Below are 26672 nucleotides of genomic sequence, written 5' to 3'. Positions count from 1 at the left end.
ATGGAAATATTCAAGTATATGAGCAAATACGATTACGAGCAATTAGTGATGTGTCATGACGAGGCTTCAGGATTGAAAGCTATCATTGCCATCCACGATACAACTTTGGGACCTGCCCTCGGGGGTACTAGAATGTGGACGTATGAGTCAGAAGAAGCAGCGATTGAAGACGCCCTTCGCCTGGCCAAAGGTATGACATACAAAAATGCGGCGGCTGGCCTGAATTTAGGAGGAGGCAAAACGGTTATCATCGGAAATCCGAAAGAGGATAAGAATGAAGAGATGTTCCGTGCCTTCGGTCGATATATTCAAGGGTTAAATGGCCGTTATATTACCGCAGAGGATGTAGGTACTACCGTTCAGGACATGGATCTTATTCATGAGGAAACGGATTATGTGACGGGAATCTCTCCTGCCTTCGGTTCATCGGGTAATCCTTCCCCTGTTACAGCTTATGGTGTCTATCGTGGGATGAAAGCAGCGGCTAAAGAAGGATTTGGCAGTGACTCATTAGAAGGCCTTACTGTTGCAGTCCAGGGTGTCGGAAATGTAGCTTTCAACCTATGCCGCCATTTGCATGAAGAAGGCGCGCACTTGATTGTCACCGATATCAATAAGGAAGCAGTGCAAAGAGCTGTAGAAGAATTCGGAGCTAAAGCCGTAGGAACCGACGAAATTTATGGCGTAGATTGTGACATTTATGCACCTTGTGCGTTAGGTGCTACACTGAACGATAAGACTCTCCCTTTGTTAAAGGCTAAAGTCATTGCGGGCGCTGCTAATAATCAGCTTAGTGAGACGAAACATGGAGACATTCTTCACGAAAAAGGTGTCGTCTATACGCCTGATTATGTTATCAACGCCGGGGGCGTTATCAACGTTGCTGATGAACTTCACGGATACAATGAAGAGCGTGCTATGAAGCGGGTTGAAACGATCTATGATAATGTGTCACGAGTGTTCGATATTTCTCGTCGTGACAATATACCGACTTACAAAGCGGCTGATCGCATGGCTGAGGAACGTATTGAACAAATGCGAAAGTCACGCAGTCAATTTTTACAAAATGGTCATCATATTTTGAGCAGAAGATAGGTTATCGGAGGTCAATGATAGTGCAGACACATCGAATATTAGTCATAAATCCTGGATCAACATCAACAAAGATTGGTGTGTTCGATAATGATCAGGTCGTTTTCGAAAAAACGATCAGACATACAACCGAAGAAATCAACGAATTTCAAGAAATCATTGATCAGTATGAATTTCGAAAGCAAGTCATACTGCGAATTCTCGATGAAGAGGGAATTAACATCAATAAGTTGAGTGCCGTCTGCGGGCGCGGGGGTTTGCTGCGTCCGATTGAGGGCGGTACATACGAGGTCAATGATGCCATGCTCGAAGACTTGAGAACTGGTTATAATGGCGAACATGCTTCAAACCTTGGAGGAATCATAGCCAATGAAATAGCACGCGGTCTTAATATTAATGCCTATATTGTCGATCCCGTTGTCGTTGATGAACTGCAAGACTTGGCGAGAGTTTCAGGAGTACCTGAAATTCCGAGAAAGAGTATTTTCCATGCCTTGAATCAGAAAGCAGTCGCACGTCGTGCATCATTAGATTTAAACCAATCCTATAAGGAATCTCGTTTGATTGTAACGCATATGGGCGGTGGAATTACCATTGGAGCGCATGCAGGCGGAAGAGTTATCGACGTCAATAATGGGTTGCACGGGGATGGTCCTTTTTCACCCGAACGAGCAGGAACCGTACCAGCTGGAGATTTGATTTCTATGTGTTATTCAGGGCAATACTACCGGGATGAAATGATGAAGAAGCTTGTAGGACAAGGGGGCTTGATGGCATACCTTGATACGAATGATGCATTAGAAGTAGAAAAGATGATTGAACATGGCGACGATAAAGCAAAGCTCGTTTACGAGGCTATGGCTTACCAAATCGCGAAAGAAATAGGCAGTATGAGCGCAGCTCTTGAAGGCAAAGTTGACGCAATAGCTCTAACGGGCGGGCTGGCTTATGGCAAAGACTTCATAAATAAAATTTCTGAGCGCGTAAGCTGGATTGCGGATGTTCTCGTATATCCTGGTGAAAATGAGCTGGAAGCTTTGAATGAAGGCACATTGCGAGTATTGAACAAAGAGGAAATGCCGAAACATTACCCTAATTTTGCAGAATAGAAAGGAGCTATCTAGCTGATGGCTGAAGAATATGATTTAGTCGTACTTGGTGGAGGAACCGGCGGATATGTAGCCGCGATCCGTGCTTCCAAATTGGGACTGAAGGTTGCAATCGTTGAAAAAAGAGAAATGGGAGGGACCTGTCTTCATCGGGGGTGTATCCCTTCTAAAGCCCTTCTAAGAAGCGCTGAAGTTTTTCGGCAAACGAAAGAAGCTGGTCAATTCGGAATCTCGACTTCAGAGCCAGTTTTAGATTTTGCAAAAGTACAGGAGCGTAAGCAATCGATTGTAAACACTTTGCACAAAGGTGTACAAGGATTGATGAAAAAGGGAAAGATTGACGTTTTCGAAGGATTTGGACGTATTCTTGGACCTTCCATTTTTTCTCCTACAGCTGGTACGATTTCAGTAGAAATGAACAATGGGGAAGAAAACGAGATGATTGTTCCTAAGAACGTTCTGATAGCGACAGGATCCAGTCCTAAATCGCTGCCGGGATTAGAAGTGGATGGTGAACTCGTGATGACTTCAGATGAGGCTCTTCACATGGAAGAACTTCCTGAGTCGATCATCATTATAGGCGGTGGAGTAATTGGAATCGAATGGGCTTCTATGCTTGCTGACTTTGGCGTGAAAGTTACAGTGCTTGAATACTTGCCTCACATTTTACCGACGGAAGATCATGAGATTTCTAAAGAAATGCTCAAGCAATTGAAGAATAAAGGAATTGAAATCGTAACGAATGCTAAAGTTATGACAGATTCTTTACAAAAAGAAACGCACGTTTCTATACAGGCTGATGTAGGTGGAGAAACAGTTACTTATGAAGCGGATCGTATGCTCGTCTCCGTAGGGCGTTCGGCTAACATCGATAATATCGGGTTGGAAAATACAGATATTGAAGTCGAAAAAGGCGTGATCAAGACGAATAAGTATTACCAGACAAAAGAAACCCACATCTACGCTATCGGGGATGTAATTGGCGGTATGCAGCTTGCACATGTGGCCTCGCATGAAGGAATGACTGCTGTCGAGCATATGGCAGATAAACTTCCTCATATTATGAATTATGACCAGGTACCAACTTGTATTTATTCAAGTCCTGAAGTTGCCAGCGTAGGTCTTACCGAGCAGCAAGCCGAAGAAAAGGGATATGAAGTCAAAGTCGGTAAATTTCCATTTAAGGCTATAGGGAAGGCTCTTGTTTTTGGGGAAACGGAAGGTTTTGTTAAAATCATTGCTGATCAAAAAAACGATGATCTCCTTGGAGTCCACATGATAGGCCCTCACGTAACTGACATGATTTCCGAGGCGGGGCTCGCTAAAGTTCTAGATGCTACTCCGTGGGAAATCGCTGAGACGATTCACCCTCATCCTACGCTTTCAGAAGCTATAGGAGAAGCAGCTATGGCAGTTGATGGGAATCAAATACACGGATAAACATTAAAGGAGGAATCCGCATGGCTGAGAATCGCCATAAATCACTTGGTTTACTTGATGATGAAGTATTAGATATGTTTCGTACGATGCTGCTGGCAAGAAAGATTGATGAACGAATGTGGTTATTGAACAGAGCAGGGAAAATCCCGTTCGTCATTTCCTGCCAAGGTCAGGAAGGAGCCCAGGTGGGTGCTTCCTATGCGTTGGATCGTGACAAAGATTATGCTTTGCCATACTACCGGGATATGGGGGTCGTTTTAGCTTTTGGAATGACGGCTAAGGACTTGATGCTCTCAGGGTTTGCAAAAGCAGAAGATCCTAATTCCGGGGGGCGTCAGATGCCCGGCCACTTTGGACAAAAGAAGAATCGAATCGTGACTGGTTCATCTCCGGTAACTACTCAAGTTCCTCACGCGGTGGGAATAGCATTAGCAGGTAAAATGGAGAAAAAAGACTTTGTTTCATTGGTTACCTTTGGCGAAGGGTCTTCGAACCAGGGTGATTTTCATGAAGGCGCAAACTTTGCAGGTGTTCATAAACTCCCAGTTATCTTCATGGTTGAAAATAATAAATACGCCATTTCAATTCCTGTTTCCAAGCAACTAGCATGCGAAAAAGTTTCTGATCGAGCGATCGGTTATGGAATGCCGGGATATACTGTCGATGGGAATGATCCATTAGCTGTTTATGAAGTAGTTAAAGAAGCAGCAGATCGAGGACGAAGAGGCGAGGGACCTTCTCTTATAGAAGCGGTTTCCTACCGATTGACTCCTCACTCAAGTGATGACGATGACCGTACTTACCGGGAGAGAGACGAAGTAGACGAAGCGAAAAAGAAAGATTCAATTTTCACTTTTGCTAAATACTTACGTGATCAAAACATCTTAACAGAAGAAAAAGAAAAAGCATTAAACGAAGAGCTGGATATCTTAGTCAATGAAGCGACGGATTATGCTGAAAATGCTGCCTACGCCGAAGCTGAATCTGCATTGAACTATGTCTATGAAGAGTAAGGAGGGGGAAGAACAATGGCAGTTTTATCTTATATTCAAGCCGTCACTCAAGCTCTGAAAGAAGAAATGCGGCGTGATGAGAAAGTGTTTGTCCTCGGAGAGGATGTCGGGAAGCGCGGAGGAGTTTTTCGTGCGACGGATGGTCTTTATGAAGAATTCGGCGAAGACCGTGTGCTTGACACACCTTTAGCAGAATCCGCTATTGCCGGAGTAGGAATCGGAGCAGCGATGTACGGAATGCGTCCAGTGGCAGAAATGCAATTCGCTGACTTTATTATGCCAGCCATCAACCAAATTATTTCTGAAGCCGCAAAAACACGGTATCGCTCCAATAATGATTGGTCTGTACCTATGACAATACGTGCCCCTTATGGTGGCGGTGTTCATGGTGCGCTTTATCACTCGCAATCTGTAGAAGCGATCTTCGCCAACCAGCCTGGTTTAAAGATCGTCATGCCTTCCACACCATACGATGTGAAAGGTTTACTTAAAGCTTCCATACGTGATAATGATCCAGTGCTGTTCTTTGAACATAAACGTGCGTATCGTTTGATCAAAGGTGAGGTCCCTGAAGATGATTATACGCTGCCAATAGGAAAAGCAGATGTAAAGCGCGAGGGTTCTGATATTACAGTCATTACTTATGGGTTATGTGTTCATTTTGCCTTGCAGGCAGCTGAAAAGCTTGCTGAAGATGGGATTGACGCGCATATCCTAGATCTTCGTACTGTTTATCCATTGGACAAAGAAGCGATCATCGAAGCGGCATCAAAAACTGGTAAAGTACTTCTTGTAACAGAAGACAATAAAGAAGGCGGAATCATTTCGGAAGTGTCGGCCATCATCAGCGAAAATTGTTTGTTTGATCTTGATGCCCCTGTCAAACGACTAGCGGGACCAGACATCCCATCTATGCCTTATGCTCCGACAATGGAGAAATATTTCATGATGAATCCTGATAAGGTAGAAAAAGCAATGAGGGATCTTGCAGAATTTTAATTAAAAGCTAACGAACTCCCGGCATTGTTGAGTGAGTCTTACTAAAGAAAGCATCCTGATGTAAGGGTCTGGCTTTTTTATCACGTGAAGCATTGCCTCAGGTGTTTCCGATATCCTCATTAACGGCAAGAGGGGAATTTGCGAGACTCTTATGGGAAGCTCACTTTACGCCCGCGGAATGTAAGTGATTTCCCGGACCTTCAAGCTCTACTCTTAGCCACGGAAACTTTCTAAGATTCATGGGAGCTTATATGAATGTCAAGTCGGAAATTTGATAGAGCCAAATGGAAAAGGAGGAGTATTGATGGGAGTAGAAAAAATAAACATGCCTCAGCTCGGTGAAAGCGTAACGGAAGGAACGATCAGTTCCTGGCTCGTAAAACCCGGCGATAGCGTGAACAAATACGATCCAATCGCAGAAGTGATGACTGATAAAGTGAATGCCGAAGTGCCTTCTTCCTTTACAGGAACAATCAAAGAGCTTGTTGCAAGCGAAGACGATACGATTGCCGTCGGCGAATTGATGTGTTACATCGAAGTAGAAGGAGCAGGTTCAGAGGACAGTGAGGAACCAGCAGAACAAAAGGCTTCTGATAAACCTGCTGAAAAGTCTGCTGAAAAAGAACAACCCTCTGCTAAAGAGCAAACGGCAAGTAAAGACACTGGAGATAAGAAACGCTTTTCACCAGCAGTAATGGCTCTTGCTCAAGAAAATGACATTGATTTGAACGCAGTAGATGGGACTGGTCGAGGCGGACGGATTACGCGAAAAGACCTTGAGAAAATCATACAATCTGGCGAAAAGCCGACGGTTAAACAAGAAAGCCCAGACCAAAAAGAATCTGAAGCACCTGCGAAATCCCAGTCTTCCTCAGGGGTTAAAACAGAGGAAGGGGATATCGAAATTCCTGTCACTGGTGTACGTAAGGCAATCGCTCAGAATATGGTGAAGTCGACTACGGAAATTCCACATGCGTGGATGATGGTGGAAGTAGACGTCACCAACCTGGTAGAACTTCGTAATTCATTGAAAACTGAGTTTAAAGAAAAAGAAGGGTACAGCTTAACGTATTTCGCATTTTTCGTTAAAGCAGTAGCTCAAGCATTGAAAGATTTCCCTCAGCTTAACAGCACGTGGGCAGGGGATAAAATCATTCAGCGTAAAGCCATTCATCTCAATATCGCGGTTGCCAAAGACGATGAGCTTTTTGTACCTGTAATCAGGGACGCAGACGAGAAAAGCATCAAGGGGATCGCTCGGGATATTACTGATCTAGCGGCAAAAGCAAGAAAAGGCAAACTCACTTCAAAAGATATGGAAGGGGGTACGTTTACCGTTAACAATACCGGCTCGTTTGGTTCTGTCCAATCGATGGGCGTCATCAACCATCCGCAAGCAGCTATCTTACAAGTTGAATCTATCGTGAAGAAGCCTGTATTTCAAGATGGAATGTTCGGACCCCGTGACATGGTAAATTTATGTCTTTCTCTTGATCACCGTGTGCTTGATGGACTTGTGGCGGGGAACTTCTTAGCCAGAGTAAAAGAAATTTTAGAAAAAATGTCAAAAGATCATACTTCAGTCTATTAAAGCAGGGCCCCGGCAGGCAGCCGGGGTCTTTAGTATTATATATACTGAGCTCCTTGCTCATAATTGAAAGCATTATAAAATCTTGGTAAACTGTGGATAGTACTTAATAGAAAAGGGGCCATGATATATGGATTTCAATATTTATATGAATGACGTCGTCACTCAAGCTCGTGATGAAATAAAACAAGCTGGATATACAGAATTAACAACACCTGAACAAGTGGATGAAGCCCTCAACCAAAAGGGAACAACTCTTGTTATGATCAATTCTGTGTGCGGTTGTGCAGGAGGAATTGCAAGACCTGCCGCTTCCCATGCGATTCACTATGATAAAAGGCCGGATCAATTAGTGACTGTATTTGCCGGTCAGGACCGGGAAGCAACGGAACGTGCCCGTGAATACTTTGAAGGTTATCCGCCTTCCTCACCATCATTCGCGCTTTTAAAGGATGGTAAGATACAATCCATGGTCGAGCGTCATGATATTGAAGGATTCGATCCAATGGAAGTAATCAGTAAATTACAGCGTAATTTTGAAGAATATTGTGAAGAGGTTTAAAAAGATAAAGAACGGGGATCTTTGTTGTTTACAAAGATCCCCTTTTACGTAGAATAGGTTCGATTGAGGTGAAGAATCCTTTGAAAATTGGTTATCGTACGATAAAGACAGCTATTGGTACGCCATTAGCTATTTGGATAGCAACATTGCTGGGGTTAGAAAATTTCGCATCTGCTGGAATTTTGACGATCCTATGTATTCAAATTACAAGAAAACGATCATTCTTGTCCGCCTGGCACCGATTCGCAGCATGTATGATCGCTATTGTGTTTTCCTATGCATTTTTTGAACTCTTTGGGTACAACCCTGTAGCGATCGGACTCATGATGTTTGCTTTTATTCCGACCACGGTAAAACTGAACATTAGCCCCGGTATTGTAACAAGTTCGGTCATCATTCTGCATCTATACGTGTCCGGTTCTATAGAGTGGGATCTTGTTTTCAATGAAATTCTGCTCATCACGGTGGGTATTGGAACAGCATTGATTTTAAACCTCTATATGCCGAGCCTTGAAAATAAGCTCGAGGAATATCAGAAGCAAATCGAGGACAACTTTTCCATAATTATTAAAGAAATAGCTCACTTCTTACGTGATGGAAATGACGGGTGGACAGGGAAAGAGCTAACAGAAACCGCGGTTATATTAGAAGAAGCAAAATCGTTATCATTCCGCGACGTGGAAAATCATTTATTACGGACACATAACCATTATTATCATTATTTTCATATGAGAACGAAGCAGTTCGAGCTATTAGAGAGAATGCTGCCTCTTGTGACGGGAATAGGCGGGACTACCGAGCATGCCTTGAAAATCTCCGAGTTTTTCGACGAATTGTCTGAAGGTATACACCCTGGGAATACAGCCGTTCTTTATTTAAAAAAATTGAAAGAAATGCGTGATGAATTTCGGGAAGCTGATCTGCCTGCCACAAGAGAAGAATTTGAAAGCCGTGCAAGTTTGTTTCATCTACTTAATGAAATTGAACAGTATCTGATATTTAAACGGTCATTTAAGAAGAGTGATGTATAAGTGAGAGGCATAGAGGCATACTTTGAAAAAAGGATGAACTCTATGCCTCTCTTTAGTTCAATAATAATAATGTTAGCGTACTTTTTCATTTCTCCGGTAGTGACAGGAGAAACTTTGATGATAGTAAATAAGTCGACTCATGAATTAGTGGTTTATCAAAATGGTGAATAAGTTTTTCAATCTGAGGTAGCGACAGGTAAAACGAAAGAATTGACCCCAGAAGGAGAATTCACCGTTAAAGTCAAAGCAGTCGAACCTTATTATAGGAAAGGTGATATACCAGGGGGAGACCCTGATAACCCTCTAGGAAGCCGGTGGATCGGATTTGATGCTGAAGGTACCGACGGAAGGATCTACGGAGTGCACGGAACAAATAAACCTTCTTCAATCGGTAAAGCTGTCTCTGCGGGCTGCATAAGAATGGAAAACGAACAAGTAGAAAAGCTTTATAATTTAGTAGAAGAGGAATCTGATATTATCATTACAAGTGATGACTCAGAGTATGAAAAAATATATGAAGAGTGGGAAAAGAAGCAATGGAAAGAATTTTTCAATGTGAATGGATAAAAAAAGATGTTAGAGAAAAAAAGAAAGTAAGCGAATGTCCGCTTACTTTCTTTTTAGTTTCACCGCATATTATAAAAAGAAACTAGCTCCAGCTAGAAGAGTGGATAGAACCATGGAAACGATCATCAAATAGATTACAAATTTCGTACGCTTCTCGCGCTTCGACTTTTTCTTTTTCACAGGTTGATTTTGATTAGTCAAGGTGTTTGAACCTCCTTCGTATACTACTAAAAACATTTTAAATGATATCTTTGATTTGGACAAGGGAGGAAAATAAATTAAAATAGTATTATAAATTATACTAATTTTTAGAAACGTAAGCGTTTTATTTCTGGTATGCTAGATATGAGATGTATTTTCTTAGGGGGTTGACATTATGACCGACAACCAATCAGGTAATGAGAAGTGGAAAAGTGAAGTAGATAAAATAAAACAAAGATTTCCTGAGCGTAAAGAACGCTTTAACACAAGTTCAGACTTAACCGTTCAAGGACTATACACACCAGACCAATCTCGTTCTTACGAGAAGGATTTAGGATACCCTGGCCAGTTCCCTTATACTCGCGGAATCCAGCCGACGATGTACAGGAGCCGCTACTGGACGATGCGTCAATATGCCGGTTTTGGTTCAGCGGGAGAAACGAATGAAAGGTTTCGCTATTTATTGAAGCAAGGGCAGACTGGGTTATCTGTCGCCTTTGATTTGCCGACGCAAATTGGTTACGACTCTGATGACCCGATGGCTGAGGGTGAAGTCGGTAAAGTTGGAGTAGCGATCGATACTTTAGAGGATATGGAAGTATTGTTCGATCGTATTCCACTGAATGAAGTCAGTACTTCTATGACAATCAATGCTCCAGCTTCGATTCTTCTCGCTATGTATATTGCAGTTGGAGAAAAGCAAGGGGTGAAACCCGAACAACTTACAGGAACGATACAAAATGATATTTTAAAAGAGTATATTGCTCGAGGTACATATATTTATCCGCCAAAACCGTCGATGAGACTGATCACCGATATTTTTGCCTATTGTCAGGAGAATCTTCCTAAATTCAATACGATCAGTATATCCGGTTATCATATCAGGGAAGCTGGCTCTACGGCTGTCCAGGAGGTCGCATTCACGATTGCAAACGGAATAGCTTACGTGGATGCTGCCATTGAAGCGGGACTCGAAGTGGATCAATTTGCTCCTAGACTTGCTTTCTTTTTCAACGCTCATAATCAATTTTTTGAAGAGGCTGCCAAGTTTCGGGCTGCTCGACGCATATGGGCGAAAATTATGAAAGATCAATATCAGGCGGAAAATCCAAAAAGCTGGAAAATGAGGTTCCACACACAAACGGGCGGCAGTACACTGACGGCGCAGCAGCCGGATAATAATATCGTTCGAGTCACGCTGCAGGCATTAGCAGCCGTCATGGGTGGAACCCAAAGTCTTCATACGAATTCGAGAGACGAGGCATTAGCTCTTCCTACTGAAGATTCAGCACGGATTGCCTTAAGAACTCAGCAAATCATTGCTCAAGAGAGCGGTGTAGCTGACACGGTTGATCCTTTAGGAGGCTCATATTATGTGGAGGCTCTTACTGATGGGATAGAGAACGAAGTGAACGAATATCTGGAAAGAATTAAAAAAATGGGCGGCGCCGTTCAAGCTGTTGAGGATGGCTACATGCAGCGTGAAATCCATCAAGCGGCTTACGACGCGCAAAAAAGAATAGAATCCAATGAAGATATCGTTGTTGGATTGAACGATTATAAGCTGGATGAAGAAATACACCCGGATTTACTGCGTGTAGATGAGCAGTTAGAAGCGAATCAAGTTGAACGTACTCAAAAGGTAAGAAAGTCTCGTGATCAAAACGAGGCAGATAAATGTTTGAAAAGGTTAAGGCAGGCAGCCGTTGAAAATAATAACGTTATGCCTCACATTGTGGATGCTGTGAAGGCATATGCCACTGTTGGCGAAATTGCTAACGTACTTAGAGAAGAATTTGGAGAATATGCGGGGATGTAGGAAGGGTGTTGACGACATGAAACCAATACGTGTACTTATAGCTAAGCCGGGTCTTGATGGACACGACAGAGGGGCCCTTATCATTGCTCAAGCCTTAAGGGACCATGGGATGGAAGTTATTTATACCGGGCTTAGACAATCGGCAGTTCAAATAGCAAGGGCGGCGGTCCAGGAAGACGTAGATGTAGTTGGGTTATCCTCTTTATCAGGCGCCCATAAGTCGCTATTTCCGAAAGTAGTGGAGGCGCTTGCTGCTGAGAATGCTTCAGATATTCCTGTGATCGGAGGAGGAGTGATCCCGCCTGAAGACATTCCTTATTTAGAAGAAAAAGGAGTAACGAAAATATTCACTAGCGGTTCACCAACAGATGCTATCGCGGTTTATATCAAACAAATGATGAATCATGAAATAAGAACAGCTCCGAAGAAAATCGCTCATATAGGGATTGCGGTGGAAAGTCTTGAAATGGCTCTTCCTTTTTATCAGGATACATTAGGATTACAACTTGAAGCGGTGGAGGAAGTCGATTCGGAAATGGTGCGCGTAGCGTTCTTCCCGATTGGAGATACGAGACTCGAATTGCTTGAGCCCACGATGGAAGATTCACCGATAAAAAAGTTCATCGATAAAAGAGGAGAAGGTATTCATCATATCGCTCTCGAGGTGGATGATATAAGTAAGCGGTTACATCAATATCGAGAAGAAGGAATTTCCCTGATTCATAATGAGCCTAAACAGGGAGCACACGACAGTCAAATTGCATTCATACATCCAAAGGCTGCCTCAGGCGTCATGTATGAACTATGTCAACCGAAGAAGGAGGATTAAAAGCATGGATATTTATGATAAAATCAGTGAATTGTATGATAAGCGGAGAAAGGTACAGCTTGGCGGCGGCGATGAACGTATTGATAAGCAGCATGAAAAAGGAAAATGGACGGCCAGGGAACGTATTGATTATTTAGTTGATGAAAACACCTTTATGGAGATAAATCCATTTATAGAACACCGCCATGACGATTTTGGTATGAACGGCAAAGATGCTCCCGGAGAAGGAGTCGTTACGGGTTTCGGCAAAATTGAAGGACGTCCCATTTATTTATTCGCTCAGGACTTTACAGTGTTTGGAGGAGCACTTGGAGAAATGCACGCTAAAAAAATAGCTGCAGTCATGGATTTAGCTGTTAAAAATGGTACACCATTCATAGGGTTGAATGATTCGGGAGGGGCGAGGATTCAAGAAGGAGTTTCTTCACTTGATGGATATGGTCAAGTCTTCTATCGGAATTCGATATATTCCGGCGTCATTCCTCAAATTAGTGTAATTATGGGGCCTTGTGCAGGTGGGGCCGTATACTCTCCTGCAATTACTGACTTTGTCATTATGGTTGAAAAAACCTCGCAGATGTTCATCACAGGACCAAAAGTTATTGAGACCGTCACTGGTGAAAAGATCAGTTCTGAAGACCTTGGGGGAGCACATGTCCACAATACATTAAGCGGCAATGCTCATATTAAAACGGAGGATGAAGCGACTGCTCTCGATGCAGTAAGAGATTTGGTCACATACTTGCCGGCGAACAGCAAAGAAAAGCCTCCTCGCCTCGAAGTGGCGGAGGAGGATGATTACCGTCCTGATCTAACGGATAAAATTCCTTTTGATCCCATTCGTCCGTATGACGTACGAGCGATCATTGATGAAGTAGCGGATGCTGATTCATTTTTCGAAATTCACAAAGATTTTGCTAAAAATATAGTAGTGGGATTTGCGAGGCTTAAGGGACGCACGGTAGGATTAATTTGCAATCAGCCGAAATACATGGCTGGAGGATTGGATATTGATTCAAGCGATAAAGCGGCAAGGTTCATCAGGTTCTGTGATTCTTTCAACATCCCATTGATTACTTTTGAAGATGTAACTGGTTTTTTTCCTGGGATTAAACAAGAGCATGGGGGAATCATAAGACACGGAGCAAAAATTTTATACGCTTATTCTGAAGCGACAGTTCCTAAACTTACCGTGATTACAAGGAAAGCTTATGGAGGAGCGTACGTAGCTTTGAATAGTAAATCAATAGGAGCGGATCTTGTCTATGCTTGGCCCAATGCGGAAATTGCGGTAATGGGGCCTGAAGGGGCAGCCAACATCATTTTTGCTAAAGAAATCAAAGAAAGCAGCACTCCTGAAGAGACGAGGCAAAGTAAGATCAACGAATATCGTGAGAAGTTTGCCAATCCGTATGTAGCTGCCGGCCTTGGAATGGTGGATGATGTGATTGATCCGAGAGAAACTCGGTCTACTCTAATAAAAGCGTTGGATATGCTGGAGAATAAATACGAAGACAGACCATATAAAAAACATGGCAACATCCCGCTATAATTGACACGGTAAGCGTGTTCCGCTAACGTACTAAGTGGAACATGTATACATAGAAAGGGGATTTTCCACATGGTAGCGATCAATAAAAAAAGATTATTAGACGAATTCATTGAATTAGTCAAAGTGGATTCTGAAACAAAAGACGAAGCAAAAATTGCAAAAATATTAACAAAGAAGTTCAAATCCCTTGGTCTTGAGGTCATTGAAGATGATGCGAAATCAAAAACGGGGCATGGTGCAGGAAACCTGATCTGCAACTTAAAAGGGACAAAAGATGAGGCAGATACGATTTATTTCACTTCTCACATGGATACCGTTATCCCGGGGAATGGAGTAAAGCCTTCAGTCAAAGATGGATATGTCATCACTGATGGGTCGACTATTTTAGGCGCTGATGATAAAGCCGGCATTGCGGCGATTTTAGAGGCGATCCGCAGTCTGCAGGAACAAAGTGTTGAGCATGGAGATTTACAGTTTATCATAACGGTCGGTGAGGAAAGCGGGCTTGTCGGAGCTAAAGCGCTCGATAGTGAACACTTAAAGGCTAAATATGGGTATGCGATCGACAGTGATGGTAAAGTAGGAAATATTATCGTAGCTGCCCCTACCCAGGCAAAAATCAATGCCATCATCAAAGGAAAAACAGCTCACGCAGGTGTAGCTCCAGAAAAAGGGGTTTCTGCTATCACCTTAGCTTCGAAAGCGATTGCTAAAATGCCTTTAGGCCGTATAGATGAAGAAACCACTGCTAATATTGGACGTTTTGAAGGAGGCAGACAAACGAACATCGTTTGCGATCATGTAGAGGTTTTAGCGGAAGCTCGTTCACTTGTACCTGAAAAAATGGAAGCTCAAGTTGAAAGAATGAAACAAGCCTTTACCGAAACAGCCGAAGAAATGGGCGGAGAAGTGGAATTGAAAATCGAAGTTATGTACCCTGGATTCAAGCATGAAGCTGGCGATCAGGTCGTGGAAGTAGCAAAAGCTGCCGCAACTAAAATCGGGCGAGAAAGCGAATTGCTTACGAGTGGCGGCGGAAGTGACGCCAATATCATTGCTGGGTTCGATATTCCTACCGTGAATTTATCTGTAGGCTATGAGGAAATTCATACGACGAATGAACGGATTCCAGTCGAGGAACTTGAAAAAGTTGCTGAATTTGTGACTGCTATCATAGTGGAAGCGGCTGAACGTTAAAAGGTTAAGGACATCCTCTAAATACAGTTGAACATTCACTCTAAGAATCGCTCTTCTTGTTTTTTGTTAAGCTTAGCCTCTAACAAAATAACGAGAGGAGCGACTTTTATGTTGAAGGCTAATTTAAAGTTCCTTATTGATATTTAAATAAGCTCCCTTATGTTGAAGACTCAGTTTCGAGACATAAAGAGAATTTAGGGGCTAAGGGAAACGGATCGCTTTCCGGGGGGCGGGCGCTGAGCCTCCTCGAGCTTTGCTCTCCGAGGTCTCACCTGTTCCGCTCCTCCCCCAGGAGTCTCACCGTTTCCCTCCGCCCCTCTGCCATATAAGTATCTCGAAACCACTTCATGAAAAAGCAAACTGATTCTCATAGCAAGTGCTCATGTTGAAAAAACCTTGCTATAGAGCTCTCTATTCTCAAAGGACAGAGATGAAAGACGCTTCTTATGAGTGAACGTGGTTCTTTTTCTCACTAACTTCCTATGGGGAGGTGGGAAACTGTGACGCTCCATTTTACAAGCGATAGCGTTACGTTCAGCAGAGTTTGGACTGGAGTGAGCTGATAAAGCTTATTATGTGGATTTCGAGAAGCGCATATATAGTAAGGGGCGGCGGGGAATGGTGAAGACTCCTGTGGGAAGAGAGTGCTGGGTGAGATCCCACAGGACGGGACGTCCGAGGAAGCTCACCGCGCTCCCACGGAAAGCGAGCCATTCCCCGCCGGCCTGACCCACTAACCCAATGTCTCGAAATCAAGTCTTCCACTATCCTGCCATATTGTTGAATAACTCACTTATCAATATCAACGACCACCTTTAACATAGCCATGTTTAAAGTTATATTTACTACGAAGTTAATTAATGGACTTTTGTTGACAGCTCTTACGTTTTTGGGGAGGGATGTCATCGGATTCAAATGACTTGAAGTATGATACAATGTAAGAACGAACGTTCGAATAAAGGAAGGATGGCCATGTCGAAATGGTACCCGAAAAATGGCCGAGTCATTTTTCATGTAGATATGAATAGTTTTTATGCTTCAGTAGAAATGGCTTTCGACCCCTCTCTGAAGGGAAAACCGTTAGCGATTGCAGGAAATCCTGAAGAACGACGGGGAATCGTTGTGACTAGCAGCTATGAAGCAAGGAAATACGGTGTGAAAACGACAATGCCTGTTGGTGAAGCAAAAAGGCTATGTCCTAATCTTATAGTCATGAGACCGACTTTCGATAGGTATCGAACAGCGTCGAAGGAAATGTTTAAAATACTTGCTGACGTGACGGATATGGTACAGCCAGTATCTATCGATGAAGGTTATATGGATATTACCGATTGTCAGGACCAGGGGTCACCGCCTGAAATAGCAGAGAGGATTCAAAACAGAATTTTTCAAGAGTTGGATCTTCCTTGCAGTATCGGGATCGCTCCCAATAAGTTTTTAGCTAAAATGGCTTCTGATATGAAAAAACCGATGGGAATAACGATTTTACGTAAAAGAGACCTGGAAAAGCAGTTGTGGGTACTGCCAATAGAAGAAATGTATGGGGTGGGGGAAAAAACGGCTGAAAAACTTCGTAAGATTCATGTGAACACGATTGGTGATTTAGCCCGTCATTCACCGCTAGAATTAAAAAATCTTCTCGGTATAAATGGAGAACGTCTGCAAAAAAGAGCGACCGGGATTGACGATCGGCCCGTAGATCCTGAAGCTGTCCACGAGTTCAAGAGTATCGGTACTTCGACGACTCTCGCTCAGGATACGACTGAAGATCTAGAAATACGTCAAGTATTCCGTCGGTTAACGAATAAAGTTGAAGCGCGGATGAAAAATAAAACAGTTCTGGCCAGAAATATACAAATTACTATTCGCTACCATGACCGGAAAACGATTACTAGAAGCAGACAGCTTCAGGATTACATTTCGACGAGCGATCAGTTGTTTTATGCAGCGGTTCAGCTGTTTGATGAGCATTGGAATCAATCTCCTATCAGACTGCTTGGGGTAACGGCTCAGGACTTGGTGGAAAAAAATGAAATGACTCAGCAGCTTGACCTTTTCAGCTATGAACAGCACGCCAGCAAAGAGAAGCTCTATAAAGTGATGGAAACTTTGACCGAAAAGTATGGAAAAGGTACATTCCAGCATCTGAAAAATCCAACTGATCCTACAATTACTACAAGTTTCCAAAAAGATTTTCTAGACGATTATAAAAAATGAAGCCGTCTGTATCAGCTATCGATACAAACGGCTTTTTTTACGATTTTTTTGATGAGACAAATAAATCTTCTTTCGCCGGTCTGTTGAACGTAGTGTTGAAAGTTTGGAACAGTTTCTCGAATTGATCTAGTATAGCTAACGCTAGGAGTCCGTTTCCTTCCGCTGATTTAGGATAGCCTAAAGGAATCGTCCGTCTGACCAGCTGGGCGTACAATTCACTTTCAGTAAGCTTCCGATCGAATTGTTTTTCGGCGATATTGGCGACCAAAGCAAGGGCTCCTGTCACATGAGGAGTGGCCATGGAGGTTCCTGATAACTTTGCATATTTTCCTTCTGTGTATGTGGACAAAATATTGACTCCAGGCGCAACTAAATCGATTTCATCATTTGTATTGCTGAAAGGAGCTATTTCTTTATTAAAATTTATGGCTCCAACCTGAATCACTTCGTTATAGCCTCCTGGATATGCGAATTCATCGGTTTCTGGCCGGTTATCTCCTTCATTTCCAGCTGCGCATACTACTGGAATCCCCTGATCTATAGCGCGTTTTACAGCTTCATATAGTTCAGGCACATCAGTAGGACCACCTAATGACATCGAAATAGCTCTCACCTTTTCACCGTCAGGACCTTCCCAATCGACGGCGTGGTGGATTCCGTCGATGATCCACTGATAATCTCCGCTGCCGTCTTCGCTTAATACTTTGATGATCAGTAAATCCGCTTCTGGAGCCACACCGAAAATACCATTTTCTCCAGCGCAGCAAGCCGCAATAGTGCCTGCAACGTGAGTGCCGTGACCATTATTATCATCATAGTTGTCGGCCTCTCCGTTAAAATCGGATGTAAAATTTCTGCCATCAATAATTCTCTCTTTTAAGTCAGGGTGATCTCTATGACACCCTGTGTCAATAACGGCTAACACGTTTCCTTTACCTTTTTCTGAGTCCTCCCATATTTCAGGTGCCTGAATCATTCTGACCCCTTCAGGCGTTTCGTTTCTGGCTTCAATAATTTCCTCAACTTCAAATGGTATCAATCGAATTCTGCTCATATTCATCCCCCTTTGAAAATTGAAAAGCATTTTTAATCAAGTCAGTGTTGACTAGGATAATCTACATTAACGAATAAAGGTACATATGTAATATTTTACCCTATATAGTGTAGATAAAACGATATGAAAGCCCTAAATATTTATGTGTAATTAGGATGATTTTATAAGATAAATCAAATTAAGAGGTTGTCTGCTGCTCTAATAACTTGGCAAATTGTCGAAAAATAGATATTATAGAAAAAAGATCAAAGAAAAGCTGGGAGGAATAATTGTGAAATTACTTGATGAAATACTGACGCATAATGAAGAATTTGTAGAAAATAAACAATATGAGAAATATCAAAAGGGTAAATTCCCTAACAAAAAATTAGTCATTATATCTTGTATGGACACTCGATTAGTCGAGCTGCTCCCTAAAGCTATGAATGTTGGAAATGGTGACGCCAAAATCGTCAAAACTGCCGGCGCCATCGTTTCCCACCCGTTCGGAAGCATTATGCGGAGTATCCTTATAGCTGTCCACGAACTTGGGGCGGAGGAAGTATGTGTGGTTGGACATTATGATTGCGGAATGGCCAGTCTGGAAGCAGACGGTACGCTGCAGAAAGTCAAAGAGCGAGGCATTGATCAGGAAGTGATTGATACATTGAATTATTCAGGAGTGGATCTTGACAAATTCCTGCGAGGCTTTAATAATGTAGAAGAAAGTGTGAAAGAGAGTGTAGCAACTGTGAGCAACCATCCTTTGATGCCGAATGAGATTCCGGTCCATGGATTAGTAATCGATCCAGAAACAGGTAAACTCAGTGAAATTATAAATGGATATAAGTAATATGAAGCGTCCAATCAATTACGATTGGGCGCTTCTTTTTATTAATAGACTCTGTTAAATGTCCGTGTTTTTATTCATATAAGCTCTCTATTCTTGAAGGCTTAGTTTCGAGATATAGTGAGAGTTTTGGGGTTAAAGGAAAAGTTCGCTTTCCGTGGGGCGGTCGCTGAAACCCCTCGAGCTTCGCTCTGTGGGGTCTTATCTGTCCCGCTCATCCCACAAGAGTCTAACCGTTTCCTTCCGCCCCTCTGCCTAATAGGTATCTCGAAACCGCTTCAAGAAAAATCATACATTGATGTTAGTATGCTGATTCTCATAACAAGAAGTCTCCTATGTTAAAAAACTTGCTGTAGTGCGCTAAATTCTATCGGAAAGCATATAGAAGACGCTACTTCTTGGTAAAGGGTTCGTTTCTCATCTCTATCGCATGGGGTGATTGGGAAGCTGCGATACTCCCTTTGTAAAAGCGGAAGCGCTTCGTTCAGCGGCGTATGGACTTGACTGACCTGGCGGAGATAAAGGAAAATGACGTATCGTACAGAAGTGAACGTTTGATGAGGCTCACCGCGCTCTCATAGAAAGAGAGTGGTTTCCAGTATTTCAAAACGGTGTCACATATAATGGAAACAGCCAAAATATCTCGAAACTGAACCTTCAAGAAAAGGAAGTTTATATGAACCAAATGGTCACATGTTACTATTTCTAACATCGTGTAAGAATAAATGAAAAACTATGTTAGATTTTCTAACATTTGAACTGACATTCTGGCTTTAATGTTTTATGATGATAATAACAAAAGATAAAAGGGAACGAAGCTGCTGCTTCATAAGTACCTGATAGTCATTCCATTTTAGCATCTGTCCTGTTTTTTTAGTTTTATTTTCAGTAAAGAGGAGGAACTATTAAATGGAACACAAGAACTTTCAAGAAGAAGAGAATTACGATTGGATCATGGAAGTTTCCGAGCCCAACCAGTTAAGAAAAGCAGTGAACGACGTAAAACTTTGTTATATAAGAAAATTGATAGATGCAGGGATTTTATCAGCTTCTGAAGAGCATTCCTGCACACTTACAGTCAGTCAGCTTAAGTCAATGGTCACCCAAAATAAAATTGTGTAAATGTCAAAGTCCAGAGGGAGGAGGTATCCAATCCAATTCATACTAACATAGCTGATTAAAGGAGTTTATTATGTCTTCTTATAAGGATAAGAAAGTCATTACGATAGGAATTGTTAATGAAATCACAGGCTTGTCATGCCGAATGATTCGATATTATGAGTCGAGGGGTCTGATTTTCCCTGAAAGAACGGAAAGGGGTACAAGGAAGTACTCATTTTCTGATATAGAATTATTAATGGAAATTGCAAATAAACGGGAAGAAGGCATACAAACCTATGAAATAAAAAAAGAACTTCAAAATGAAAACAAAGACCGAGAAGTCCGAGATCATATGATTCGCGGGCAATTGAATGCTCAATTCAATCTGAAAAAACTATGAAAACATTCGCAATTCGTCGTAGAATTGCGAATGTTTTTTATTTGTCGGCTTTGAATCGGCTTCTCATCTTCACAATTAGAAGTAAACTGGTGAGAATAACAGCTGTGCTGATAAGAATAAAAGAGTAAGTTTGCATATATTCTGAGATTTTCCACCAGGAAGCGCCGAGTTGAGCTCCGATTAAGATGAGCAAGCCGTTCCACAATAGCGTTCCTAACAAAGTAAACACAAGAAACTTAGTCATTGGCATACCGGTCACACCGGCCGGAATAGAAATTAAGCTTCTAATGATAGGGATGAGGCGGCAGAAAAAGATAGTCCTTCCTCCATATTTTTCAAACCATGTCATGGCCTGGTGAAGGTTTTCCGTCGTCATTCTAAAAAAACTTCCGTGTCGATCGATAAAGCTTTCTAATGATCTGATTTCGATGATTTTTCCGATATAATATAAAACTATCGCCCCTGTAATCGAACCTGAGGTAGATAGGGCAATCACTCCCAATACGGTCATGGACGTTTGAGTCGTCATGAAACCACTGAAAGTCAGAATGATTTCAGATGGAATGGGAGGGAATACATTTTCAATTGCTATCAAGATAAAAACACCATAGTAGCCATAAAGATCAATGAATTTAATGATCCATTCTTCCACTTTAGAAATCCCTCCGCTAGAAATATAAAACGTATACAACGACGGCCAGCACTATGCGATACACTGCAAAAGGAATCAACTTAACCCTTTGAATTACACGTAAGAAGAAACGGATAGACAGCAATGCAAATAGAAAAGCTGTGATAAAACCAATCATAAATAGTGGGAGGGCGTTCCATGTGAAATAATTCCAGTTGTTCAAGATTGATATAAAACTTGCCCCGAACATGATCGGCACCGCCATTATGAAGGTGAAGTCAGCCGCTGCACGATGACTCATGCCCATCAATACCCCACCGGATATCGCGGCCCCTGAGCGCGAGAACCCCGGCCATAAAGAGAAGCTTTGGACAAGTCCTACCGTAAAAGCATGGCGATAGCTCATATCATCTACTGTATCGGTGAGCGGCGTTTTTAAGCTAATCAAATCCGCAACGATCATTAATGCCGCTCCGACTACTAATCCTACAAGAACAGTTGAGGTAGAAAATAGGTAGTCATCAATATAATCTTCGAACAATAACCCTAAGATCGTAGCTGGCAGAAGACCCACAATGATATGACTGATTTTCAGTTTATTTTTAATAGCTTGTTTTCTGTCCATTATTGAGCCGAGCATGTCTCTGAACCTGTCCTTGAAAACAATTACAACGGCCGTAATTGAACCGAGTTGGATAAAGACTTTAAAAGTATTAGCCCCATACTCCGTCAAGAAACTTCTCGATTGCAGCCATAGGTCGTCTACGATAATCATATGACCTGTGGAGGAGACTGGAGCAAATTCAGTTAAACCTTCTATCATCCCCAAAATGATCACTTTCACTAATTCAATGATATCCATTTAACTTTCTCCTCAACGATGATGTCGTTATAAAGTGATCAGGTCTTTCATCTCTTTTATGTTAACCATTCTCCATGAGAAATCAGGAATATATTGTTCCCAGTTCACTCCGAACACCATTCTCGAAATAACCAGTACACTGAAAAATAAAGTGAATACTGTAAAAATCATAAGGAAACATTCGATCATCTCTTTATTAATGGAATTTATTATTGATTTCATTTTGGTTGTCTACACCCTTCACTATATGTTCTTTATTTTTGGACATGTTAAATAAGCCCTTAAAAAAGGAAATAATGAAATCATTAATTGGCAGAGAAGTAATTGGAATGATGTTTCATGAAGGTGATCGCGTCAGGAATCAAAGAGATAATTGATGGGGTCTGGTTCCTGAGTGAAATTAAGTAAGACTTATAATCATCGGGAGGTAAAATAAGGTAAGTGAAAAAACCTTGTATCTTTCCTTTTTGAGGAGCGGGCGTATTAACAAGAATACTCTCATTAATCGAGGTATGTTGCTGGGAGAAAACATCTTCTAATGATGTACCTTGAAAGTCTAAGGCGGGAATTTGAGCGACGAGGATGCACCAAATAGCCGTCACTAGAACACTTGCGATTCGATGTCTATTCAAAGCAAGCCCGCCTTTACAATTTTTATTTAAGTATACATAATTAGGAAATAGAAAGATATGGGTTGTTTCACTCACAAGAATAAAAAGTAAGAATTATTAAGATGTACACTGACATGTTACCTTTTTGGACTCCAAATTAACCCCTTACACCTGGCTCTTCATCGGCTTTTTTCTGCATGTTCAAAATACGTTAAACGATTCCTTTAGGCGTAGGAATCGACTAAGGAACCTTTACGTAAATATATTCAAGGAATGTTGTAAGCTTGTCTGTATATCAGGCAAGCCTTTTTGTATTCTCTATAAGAATCGCGTGCAACTATCAAATGGGGTGGTCTGGCTTCCATACTCGCTTTTACTTTCTAATTATTTATAAAGGATTACGAACAAAACTTTCTGCAAGTCGCTTTCCGTTGGGGTGAAGGCCGACTTGTTTAAGCAAAAGCTATCCGCAGTCTACCCAGTCTATACATACCAACAGGATCTTTTTACCTTGATGTGAGGAACGAAACCACCTTTATTAAGAGTATATTTCTAAGGACTCTGAGCTTTTTTCAGAAGAGAAGAGGGTTAGTACTCGATGCTCTGCACGCCGCCATGGCCCTGCGATTATTACGTTTTACTTAGAAAAAATAAAAGTTGACCAGACTGGTCTAAAAGAATATAATGTAATCGACCAGGTTGGTCTAAAACTTCCAGGTAAGGGGGTAACTCTTTTTTGAAAAAGTTCCAAAACTTAGACAGAGATAAAAAAACTCGGATTTTGAACGCCGCTTTTCAGGAGTTTTCTGAAAAAGGGTTTGAATTGGCTTCGACGAATTCAATTGTTAAAAAAGCAAATATCGGAAAAGGGATGCTGTTTTATTATTTTAAGAATAAAAAAGAACTTTATAACTACCTGATCGATTTTTGTTTTGATATTACGATCGATGAATACCTTCTTAAAATCAATATTGAGCAGAAAGACGTCATTGAACGCTTTAAGCAGGCAGCCATAATTAAAATGGCCGCCTTTGCTGAGTATCCAGATGTATATAATTTTATGGGAACTGTACTTTTAAAGGGAGAGGAGCATATCCCCGATAAGCTCAAACCTAAGTTTAACCGATTACAGGAGCTTGGTTATTCCAGGTTATACGAAAATATAGATTACTCCTTGTTCAGAGATGATATAGAAGTGGATAAAGCATTCCAATTGATTCAGTGGGCGATAGAAGGCTATCAAAATAAATTGAAACAAGAATTGTATGGGAAGAATTTTTCGGAAATAAATTTTGATCCCTACTGGGAAGAATTTTTCGGATATCTTGAAATTTTAAAAACGAGCTTCTATTCAAAAGGAAGGGATGCATAGTATGGCTATCCTAAAAACGAAAAACTTAACAAAAAAATATGGAGACTTCAAAGCTCTGGATGGAGTCGACCTAGAAGTGAATGAAGGGGAGATTTACGGATTCATAGGACCAAATGGGGCAGGTAAATCTACCACGATCCGTGTGTTGCTCGGTATTTTAAAAGCTACTGAAGGAGAAGCTCACATTTTCGGAAAAGATGCATGGGAAGAAGCAGTTGAGATCCATAAGCGAATAGCGTATGTACCTGGAGATGTGAATCTATGGCCCAACTTGACGGGGGGAGAAGTCATTGATCTTTTCATGAAACTTAGAGGAGCAAAACAACAAACCCTTCGTGAAGAGCTGATCCGTAAATTTGATTTGGATCCTTCTAAGAAATGTAGGACGTATTCAAAGGGTAATCGCCAAAAGGTAGCACTCATAGCTGCATTCGCTTCTGATGCGGATCTTTATATCTTGGATGAACCTACCTCAGGCTTAGATCCTCTTATGGAGCGAGTTTTTCAGGACTGTGTATTAGAAGCAAAGAAAAACGGAAAAAGTGTTTTGCTGTCCAGTCATATTTTATCCGAGGTTGAAAAGCTGTGTGACCAAATCGGAATTATTAGACAGGGGAAGATCATTGAAACCGGGTCACTCAAAGAACTGCGCCATTTGACGAGAACTACTCTCTATATGGAAACGAGAGTGCCGATGAAAGGCTTGAGTGAAGTGAAAGGTGTTAATGACGTCGTTGGCAAAGCCGGAGGAGTGTCCTTTCAAGTGGATTCAGAACATATGGATGAAGTTATCCAGTATGCTAGTTCATTCGGAGTCGTAAAGATAGAGAGCGCTCCTCCCACTTTAGAAGACTTATTTATGCGTCATTATGAAGGGACGGAGGCATCCACTCACTTAGGAGGCGGTCAATAATGTCAAGTAAACTTTATGAAAAAACGGGCATATTGTCCACATTCATTCTGCGGCAGGATCGTTTCAAAATTCCTATTTGGCTTATTTCCATCATCGGATTTACGTTACTAGTGGCTTTTTCTTTCACGTCTCTATATTCAAGTGATCAAGAAAGAATGGCTATGGCTGAGACGATGGTCAACCCAGCCATGGTAGCGATGGTGGGAATTGGTTACGGGATAAACAACTATACCTTCGGAGCTATGATGGCGCATCAAATGTTATTGTTGAGTGCAGTTGTTGTGGGTATGATGAGTATTTTAATTGTTGCCCGTCATACTAGGACGGAAGAGGAAGATGGACAAATCGAACTCATTCGATCCTTACCGACGGGGCGATTGTCAACTTTAACAGCTACATCGCTTGTAATGGTTGGTGTCCATATAGTTTTAGGATTACTGACAGCTACGGGTTTAATTTTTATGAATATAGAAAGTGTAGACGTAGAAGGTTCGCTGCTTTATGGAGCCGTATTAACTGCTACAGGGATCTTTTTCACCTCAGTTACTGCTCTCTTTGCTCAAGTCTCGGAAAGTGGCAGAGGTGTGGCAGGTTTATCGATGAGTGTGCTTGGAGCGGCATACCTCATTCGCGCTATAGGAGATGTCAGTAACGAAACATTAGCCTGGTTCTCACCATTAGGGTGGGTAACTCGGACTGAGGTTTATGTGACTGATATCTGGTGGCCGATTTTTTTGATGGCTGCAGTGGCTGTTGTGATTTTTATTGCTGCTTTCTATTTAAGCTCTATCAGAGATTTACAATCCGGGTTCCTGCCTTCAAGAGTCGGGAAGAGAAACGCTTCCGCCTTTTTACAAAGCCCGTTTGGTCTCGCATTAAGACTTCAGAGAACAGGAATTATCTCTTGGGCGGCAGGAATGTTAATTTTAGGTCTTTCATATGGATCGGTGTTGGGAGACTTGGATTCGTTTTTTGAAAGTAACGACATGGTGACGGGTCTCCTACGTCCTGTGGATGGTTTTTCTTTAACAGAACAATTCATAACGCTGCTTATGGCTGTTATATCAATGATTTGTACGATTCCCCCACTGATGGCTGTCTTTAAACTTAAAGGTGAAGAAAATAAGAATAGAGTGGAACACTTGCTGAGCCGCGCGGTATCGCGTTGGCGGCTGATAGGTAGTTATCTTTTAATAGCATTAGTGAACAGTTTTGTAATGCTGTCACTGGCGGCTTTTGGGATGGGAATGGCCGGCTTGGCAGTAATGGAAGACCCGATTGATTTGGCCACATTTTATCAGGCGGGCATCGTTTATTTACCTGCCATGTGGGTCATGATAGGATTGGCAGTTTTTCTTGTAGGTGTTAAGCCCTCGTTAAGCAGCATCGCTTGGTTATATTTAGGATATTCTTTTATCACCGTTTATTTAGGAGGGTTGTTTCAGTTTCCTGAGTGGGTGACGAATTTATCTCCTTTTGCTCATATCCCCCAGCTGCCTGTAGATGAAATGCAGTATACAAATGTATTTATTTTGACTATTGTTGCTGCCTTATTTATGGCAGCAGGATTGCTGTTCTATCGAAAACGGGATATTAAAGGCTAGTATTTGTAACCCTCTGTTTCTATCTTAAGGAATTAGAGGGTTTTTTTACTATTTTTTCTGGTTTATGATGTTGGTGATA

General features: G+C 41.8%; 25 protein-coding genes and 1 pseudogene. 20 read left to right on the top strand and 6 right to left on the bottom strand.

Features of this window, described 5'->3' with window-relative positions:
* From bcd to O2Q26_RS02390, 9 genes and pseudogenes are all read left to right on the top strand, one after another.
* The gene (gene bcd / locus O2Q26_RS02430) at nucleotides 1-1095 is read left to right on the top strand and encodes a branched-chain amino acid dehydrogenase (RefSeq protein ID WP_289214409.1); all 1095 of its coding nucleotides are present in this window, start codon (nucleotides 1-3) and stop codon (nucleotides 1093-1095) included.
* A 14-nt stretch (nucleotides 1096-1109) separates the two neighbouring features.
* Nucleotides 1110-2201 (top strand): butyrate kinase, encoded by a 1092-nt coding sequence (buk, locus tag O2Q26_RS02425; RefSeq protein ID WP_289214408.1) that lies wholly within the window; start codon nucleotides 1110-1112, stop codon nucleotides 2199-2201.
* Between the two features lie 18 nt (nucleotides 2202-2219).
* The gene (gene lpdA / locus O2Q26_RS02420) at nucleotides 2220-3641 is read left to right on the top strand and encodes a dihydrolipoyl dehydrogenase (protein ID WP_289214407.1); all 1422 of its coding nucleotides are present in this window, start codon (nucleotides 2220-2222) and stop codon (nucleotides 3639-3641) included.
* 20 nt (nucleotides 3642-3661) lie between these two features.
* A complete protein-coding gene (locus tag O2Q26_RS02415; protein ID WP_289214406.1) occupies nucleotides 3662-4654 on the top strand; it encodes a thiamine pyrophosphate-dependent dehydrogenase E1 component subunit alpha in 993 nt (330 codons plus the stop codon).
* A gap of 15 nt (nucleotides 4655-4669) precedes the next feature.
* Nucleotides 4670-5653 carry an alpha-ketoacid dehydrogenase subunit beta gene (locus O2Q26_RS02410; protein WP_289214405.1) on the top strand — a complete coding sequence of 328 codons (984 nt, stop codon included), beginning with the start codon at nucleotides 4670-4672 and terminating at the stop codon, nucleotides 5651-5653.
* Between the two features lie 304 nt (nucleotides 5654-5957).
* Nucleotides 5958-7244: a dihydrolipoamide acetyltransferase family protein gene (locus O2Q26_RS02405; RefSeq protein ID WP_289214404.1), complete on the top strand. Its 1287-nt coding sequence runs from the start codon at nucleotides 5958-5960 to the stop codon at nucleotides 7242-7244.
* Nucleotides 7245-7371: 127 nt separating this feature from the next.
* A complete protein-coding gene (locus tag O2Q26_RS02400; RefSeq protein ID WP_253936929.1) occupies nucleotides 7372-7803 on the top strand; it encodes a BrxA/BrxB family bacilliredoxin in 432 nt (143 codons plus the stop codon).
* An 80-nt stretch (nucleotides 7804-7883) separates the two neighbouring features.
* On the top strand, nucleotides 7884-8834 hold the full coding sequence (locus O2Q26_RS02395) for an aromatic acid exporter family protein (RefSeq protein WP_289214403.1): 951 nt from the start codon (nucleotides 7884-7886) through the stop codon (nucleotides 8832-8834).
* Nucleotides 8835-9020: 186 nt separating this feature from the next.
* Nucleotides 9021-9401 (top strand): annotated as a pseudogene (locus O2Q26_RS02390) (L,D-transpeptidase); the annotation flags it as partial.
* A gap of 69 nt (nucleotides 9402-9470) precedes the next feature.
* Here the strand turns inward: O2Q26_RS02390 and prli42 are convergent.
* Nucleotides 9471-9602, bottom strand: a complete 132-nt coding sequence (gene prli42 / locus O2Q26_RS02385; RefSeq protein ID WP_289214402.1) for a stressosome-associated protein Prli42 — start codon at nucleotides 9600-9602, stop codon at nucleotides 9471-9473.
* A 175-nt stretch (nucleotides 9603-9777) separates the two neighbouring features.
* Here prli42 and O2Q26_RS02380 point away from each other — a divergent pair, with 175 nt between their 5' ends.
* The 5 genes from O2Q26_RS02380 (at nucleotide 9778) to O2Q26_RS02360 (ending at nucleotide 17216) form a co-directional block, all read left to right on the top strand.
* The gene (locus O2Q26_RS02380) at nucleotides 9778-11421 is read left to right on the top strand and encodes an acyl-CoA mutase large subunit family protein (RefSeq protein ID WP_289214401.1); all 1644 of its coding nucleotides are present in this window, start codon (nucleotides 9778-9780) and stop codon (nucleotides 11419-11421) included.
* 16 nt (nucleotides 11422-11437) lie between these two features.
* A complete protein-coding gene (mce, locus tag O2Q26_RS02375; protein ID WP_289214400.1) occupies nucleotides 11438-12250 on the top strand; it encodes a methylmalonyl-CoA epimerase in 813 nt (270 codons plus the stop codon).
* Nucleotides 12251-12254: 4 nt separating this feature from the next.
* On the top strand, nucleotides 12255-13802 hold the full coding sequence (locus O2Q26_RS02370) for an acyl-CoA carboxylase subunit beta (protein WP_289214399.1): 1548 nt from the start codon (nucleotides 12255-12257) through the stop codon (nucleotides 13800-13802).
* Between the two features lie 69 nt (nucleotides 13803-13871).
* Nucleotides 13872-14999 (top strand): M20/M25/M40 family metallo-hydrolase, encoded by a 1128-nt coding sequence (locus O2Q26_RS02365; protein WP_289214398.1) that lies wholly within the window; start codon nucleotides 13872-13874, stop codon nucleotides 14997-14999.
* Between the two features lie 972 nt (nucleotides 15000-15971).
* Entirely contained in the window at nucleotides 15972-17216 is a 1245-nt protein-coding gene (locus tag O2Q26_RS02360; protein WP_289214397.1) for a DNA polymerase IV, read from the top strand.
* 37 nt (nucleotides 17217-17253) lie between these two features.
* Here O2Q26_RS02360 and O2Q26_RS02355 read toward each other — a convergent pair whose 3' ends face one another.
* Nucleotides 17254-18270 (bottom strand): S8 family peptidase, encoded by a 1017-nt coding sequence (locus O2Q26_RS02355; RefSeq protein WP_289214396.1) that lies wholly within the window; start codon nucleotides 18268-18270, stop codon nucleotides 17254-17256.
* Nucleotides 18271-18541: 271 nt separating this feature from the next.
* Between O2Q26_RS02355 and O2Q26_RS02350 the strand changes: the two genes are divergently transcribed.
* From O2Q26_RS02350 to O2Q26_RS02340, 3 genes are all read left to right on the top strand, one after another.
* Nucleotides 18542-19102, top strand: coding sequence for a beta-class carbonic anhydrase (locus O2Q26_RS02350; RefSeq protein WP_289214395.1), 561 nt, complete (start codon nucleotides 18542-18544; stop codon nucleotides 19100-19102).
* A 906-nt stretch (nucleotides 19103-20008) separates the two neighbouring features.
* Nucleotides 20009-20221 (top strand): hypothetical protein, encoded by a 213-nt coding sequence (locus O2Q26_RS02345; protein ID WP_253937272.1) that lies wholly within the window; start codon nucleotides 20009-20011, stop codon nucleotides 20219-20221.
* A 70-nt stretch (nucleotides 20222-20291) separates the two neighbouring features.
* Nucleotides 20292-20600, top strand: a complete 309-nt coding sequence (locus O2Q26_RS02340) for a MerR family transcriptional regulator (RefSeq protein WP_253937271.1) — start codon at nucleotides 20292-20294, stop codon at nucleotides 20598-20600.
* A 37-nt stretch (nucleotides 20601-20637) separates the two neighbouring features.
* Here the strand turns inward: O2Q26_RS02340 and O2Q26_RS02335 are convergent, their stop codons facing one another.
* The 4 genes from O2Q26_RS02335 to O2Q26_RS02320 all read right to left on the bottom strand — a co-directional run bounded on the left by O2Q26_RS02335 (nucleotide 20638) and on the right by O2Q26_RS02320 (nucleotide 22725).
* Nucleotides 20638-21252 carry a DedA family protein gene (locus O2Q26_RS02335; protein WP_289214394.1) on the bottom strand — a complete coding sequence of 205 codons (615 nt, stop codon included), beginning with the start codon at nucleotides 21250-21252 and terminating at the stop codon, nucleotides 20638-20640.
* 16 nt (nucleotides 21253-21268) lie between these two features.
* A complete protein-coding gene (locus tag O2Q26_RS02330) occupies nucleotides 21269-22093 on the bottom strand; it encodes an undecaprenyl-diphosphate phosphatase (RefSeq protein ID WP_289214393.1) in 825 nt (274 codons plus the stop codon).
* A gap of 27 nt (nucleotides 22094-22120) precedes the next feature.
* Entirely contained in the window at nucleotides 22121-22315 is a 195-nt protein-coding gene (locus O2Q26_RS02325; protein ID WP_289214392.1) for a hypothetical protein, read from the bottom strand.
* An 83-nt stretch (nucleotides 22316-22398) separates the two neighbouring features.
* Nucleotides 22399-22725 (bottom strand): hypothetical protein, encoded by a 327-nt coding sequence (locus O2Q26_RS02320; RefSeq protein WP_289214391.1) that lies wholly within the window; start codon nucleotides 22723-22725, stop codon nucleotides 22399-22401.
* Between the two features lie 715 nt (nucleotides 22726-23440).
* Here O2Q26_RS02320 and O2Q26_RS02315 point away from each other — a divergent pair.
* The 3 genes from O2Q26_RS02315 to O2Q26_RS02305 are packed head-to-tail and all read left to right on the top strand — an operon-like array spanning nucleotide 23441 to nucleotide 26593.
* Entirely contained in the window at nucleotides 23441-24076 is a 636-nt protein-coding gene (locus O2Q26_RS02315; protein WP_289214390.1) for a TetR/AcrR family transcriptional regulator, read from the top strand.
* A gap of 1 nt (nucleotide 24077) precedes the next feature.
* Nucleotides 24078-24989: an ABC transporter ATP-binding protein gene (locus tag O2Q26_RS02310; RefSeq protein ID WP_289214389.1), complete on the top strand. Its 912-nt coding sequence runs from the start codon at nucleotides 24078-24080 to the stop codon at nucleotides 24987-24989.
* Entirely contained in the window at nucleotides 24989-26593 is a 1605-nt protein-coding gene (locus O2Q26_RS02305; protein WP_289214388.1) for an ABC transporter permease, read from the top strand. The genes O2Q26_RS02310 and O2Q26_RS02305 overlap by 1 nt, the downstream gene beginning before the upstream one ends.
* The last annotated feature ends 79 nt before the right edge of the window (nucleotides 26594-26672 follow it).

The sequence above is a fragment of the Halobacillus campisalis genome (assembly GCF_030345335.1).
Classification (GTDB): Bacteria; Bacillota; Bacilli; order Bacillales; family Halobacillaceae; genus Halobacillus_A; species Halobacillus_A campisalis.
Note: the sequence above shows the minus strand (reverse complement) of the source record. Positions and strands in the feature narration are given on the sequence as shown.

Bases quoted from the DNA above. Each gene is read 5' to 3' on its own strand.
- bcd (WP_289214409.1), top strand. From the start codon at position 1: ATGGAAATATTCAAGTATATGAGCAAATACGATTACGAGCAATTAGTG.
- buk (WP_289214408.1), top strand. From the start codon at position 1,110: ATGATAGTGCAGACACATCGAATATTAGTCATAAATCCTGGATCAACA.
- lpdA (WP_289214407.1), top strand. From the start codon at position 2,220: ATGGCTGAAGAATATGATTTAGTCGTACTTGGTGGAGGAACCGGCGGA.
- O2Q26_RS02415 (WP_289214406.1), top strand. From the start codon at position 3,662: ATGGCTGAGAATCGCCATAAATCACTTGGTTTACTTGATGATGAAGTA.
- O2Q26_RS02410 (WP_289214405.1), top strand. From the start codon at position 4,670: ATGGCAGTTTTATCTTATATTCAAGCCGTCACTCAAGCTCTGAAAGAA.
- O2Q26_RS02405 (WP_289214404.1), top strand. From the start codon at position 5,958: ATGGGAGTAGAAAAAATAAACATGCCTCAGCTCGGTGAAAGCGTAACG.
- O2Q26_RS02400 (WP_253936929.1), top strand. From the start codon at position 7,372: ATGGATTTCAATATTTATATGAATGACGTCGTCACTCAAGCTCGTGAT.
- O2Q26_RS02380 (WP_289214401.1), top strand. From the start codon at position 9,778: ATGACCGACAACCAATCAGGTAATGAGAAGTGGAAAAGTGAAGTAGAT.
- mce (WP_289214400.1), top strand. From the start codon at position 11,438: ATGAAACCAATACGTGTACTTATAGCTAAGCCGGGTCTTGATGGACAC.
- O2Q26_RS02370 (WP_289214399.1), top strand. From the start codon at position 12,255: ATGGATATTTATGATAAAATCAGTGAATTGTATGATAAGCGGAGAAAG.
- O2Q26_RS02365 (WP_289214398.1), top strand. From the start codon at position 13,872: ATGGTAGCGATCAATAAAAAAAGATTATTAGACGAATTCATTGAATTA.
- O2Q26_RS02360 (WP_289214397.1), top strand. From the start codon at position 15,972: ATGTCGAAATGGTACCCGAAAAATGGCCGAGTCATTTTTCATGTAGAT.
- O2Q26_RS02355 (WP_289214396.1), bottom strand. From the start codon at position 18,270: ATGAGCAGAATTCGATTGATACCATTTGAAGTTGAGGAAATTATTGAA.
- O2Q26_RS02345 (WP_253937272.1), top strand. From the start codon at position 20,009: ATGGAACACAAGAACTTTCAAGAAGAAGAGAATTACGATTGGATCATG.
- O2Q26_RS02340 (WP_253937271.1), top strand. From the start codon at position 20,292: ATGTCTTCTTATAAGGATAAGAAAGTCATTACGATAGGAATTGTTAAT.
- O2Q26_RS02330 (WP_289214393.1), bottom strand. From the start codon at position 22,093: ATGGATATCATTGAATTAGTGAAAGTGATCATTTTGGGGATGATAGAA.
- O2Q26_RS02325 (WP_289214392.1), bottom strand. From the start codon at position 22,315: ATGAAATCAATAATAAATTCCATTAATAAAGAGATGATCGAATGTTTC.
- O2Q26_RS02310 (WP_289214389.1), top strand. From the start codon at position 24,078: ATGGCTATCCTAAAAACGAAAAACTTAACAAAAAAATATGGAGACTTC.
- O2Q26_RS02305 (WP_289214388.1), top strand. From the start codon at position 24,989: ATGTCAAGTAAACTTTATGAAAAAACGGGCATATTGTCCACATTCATT.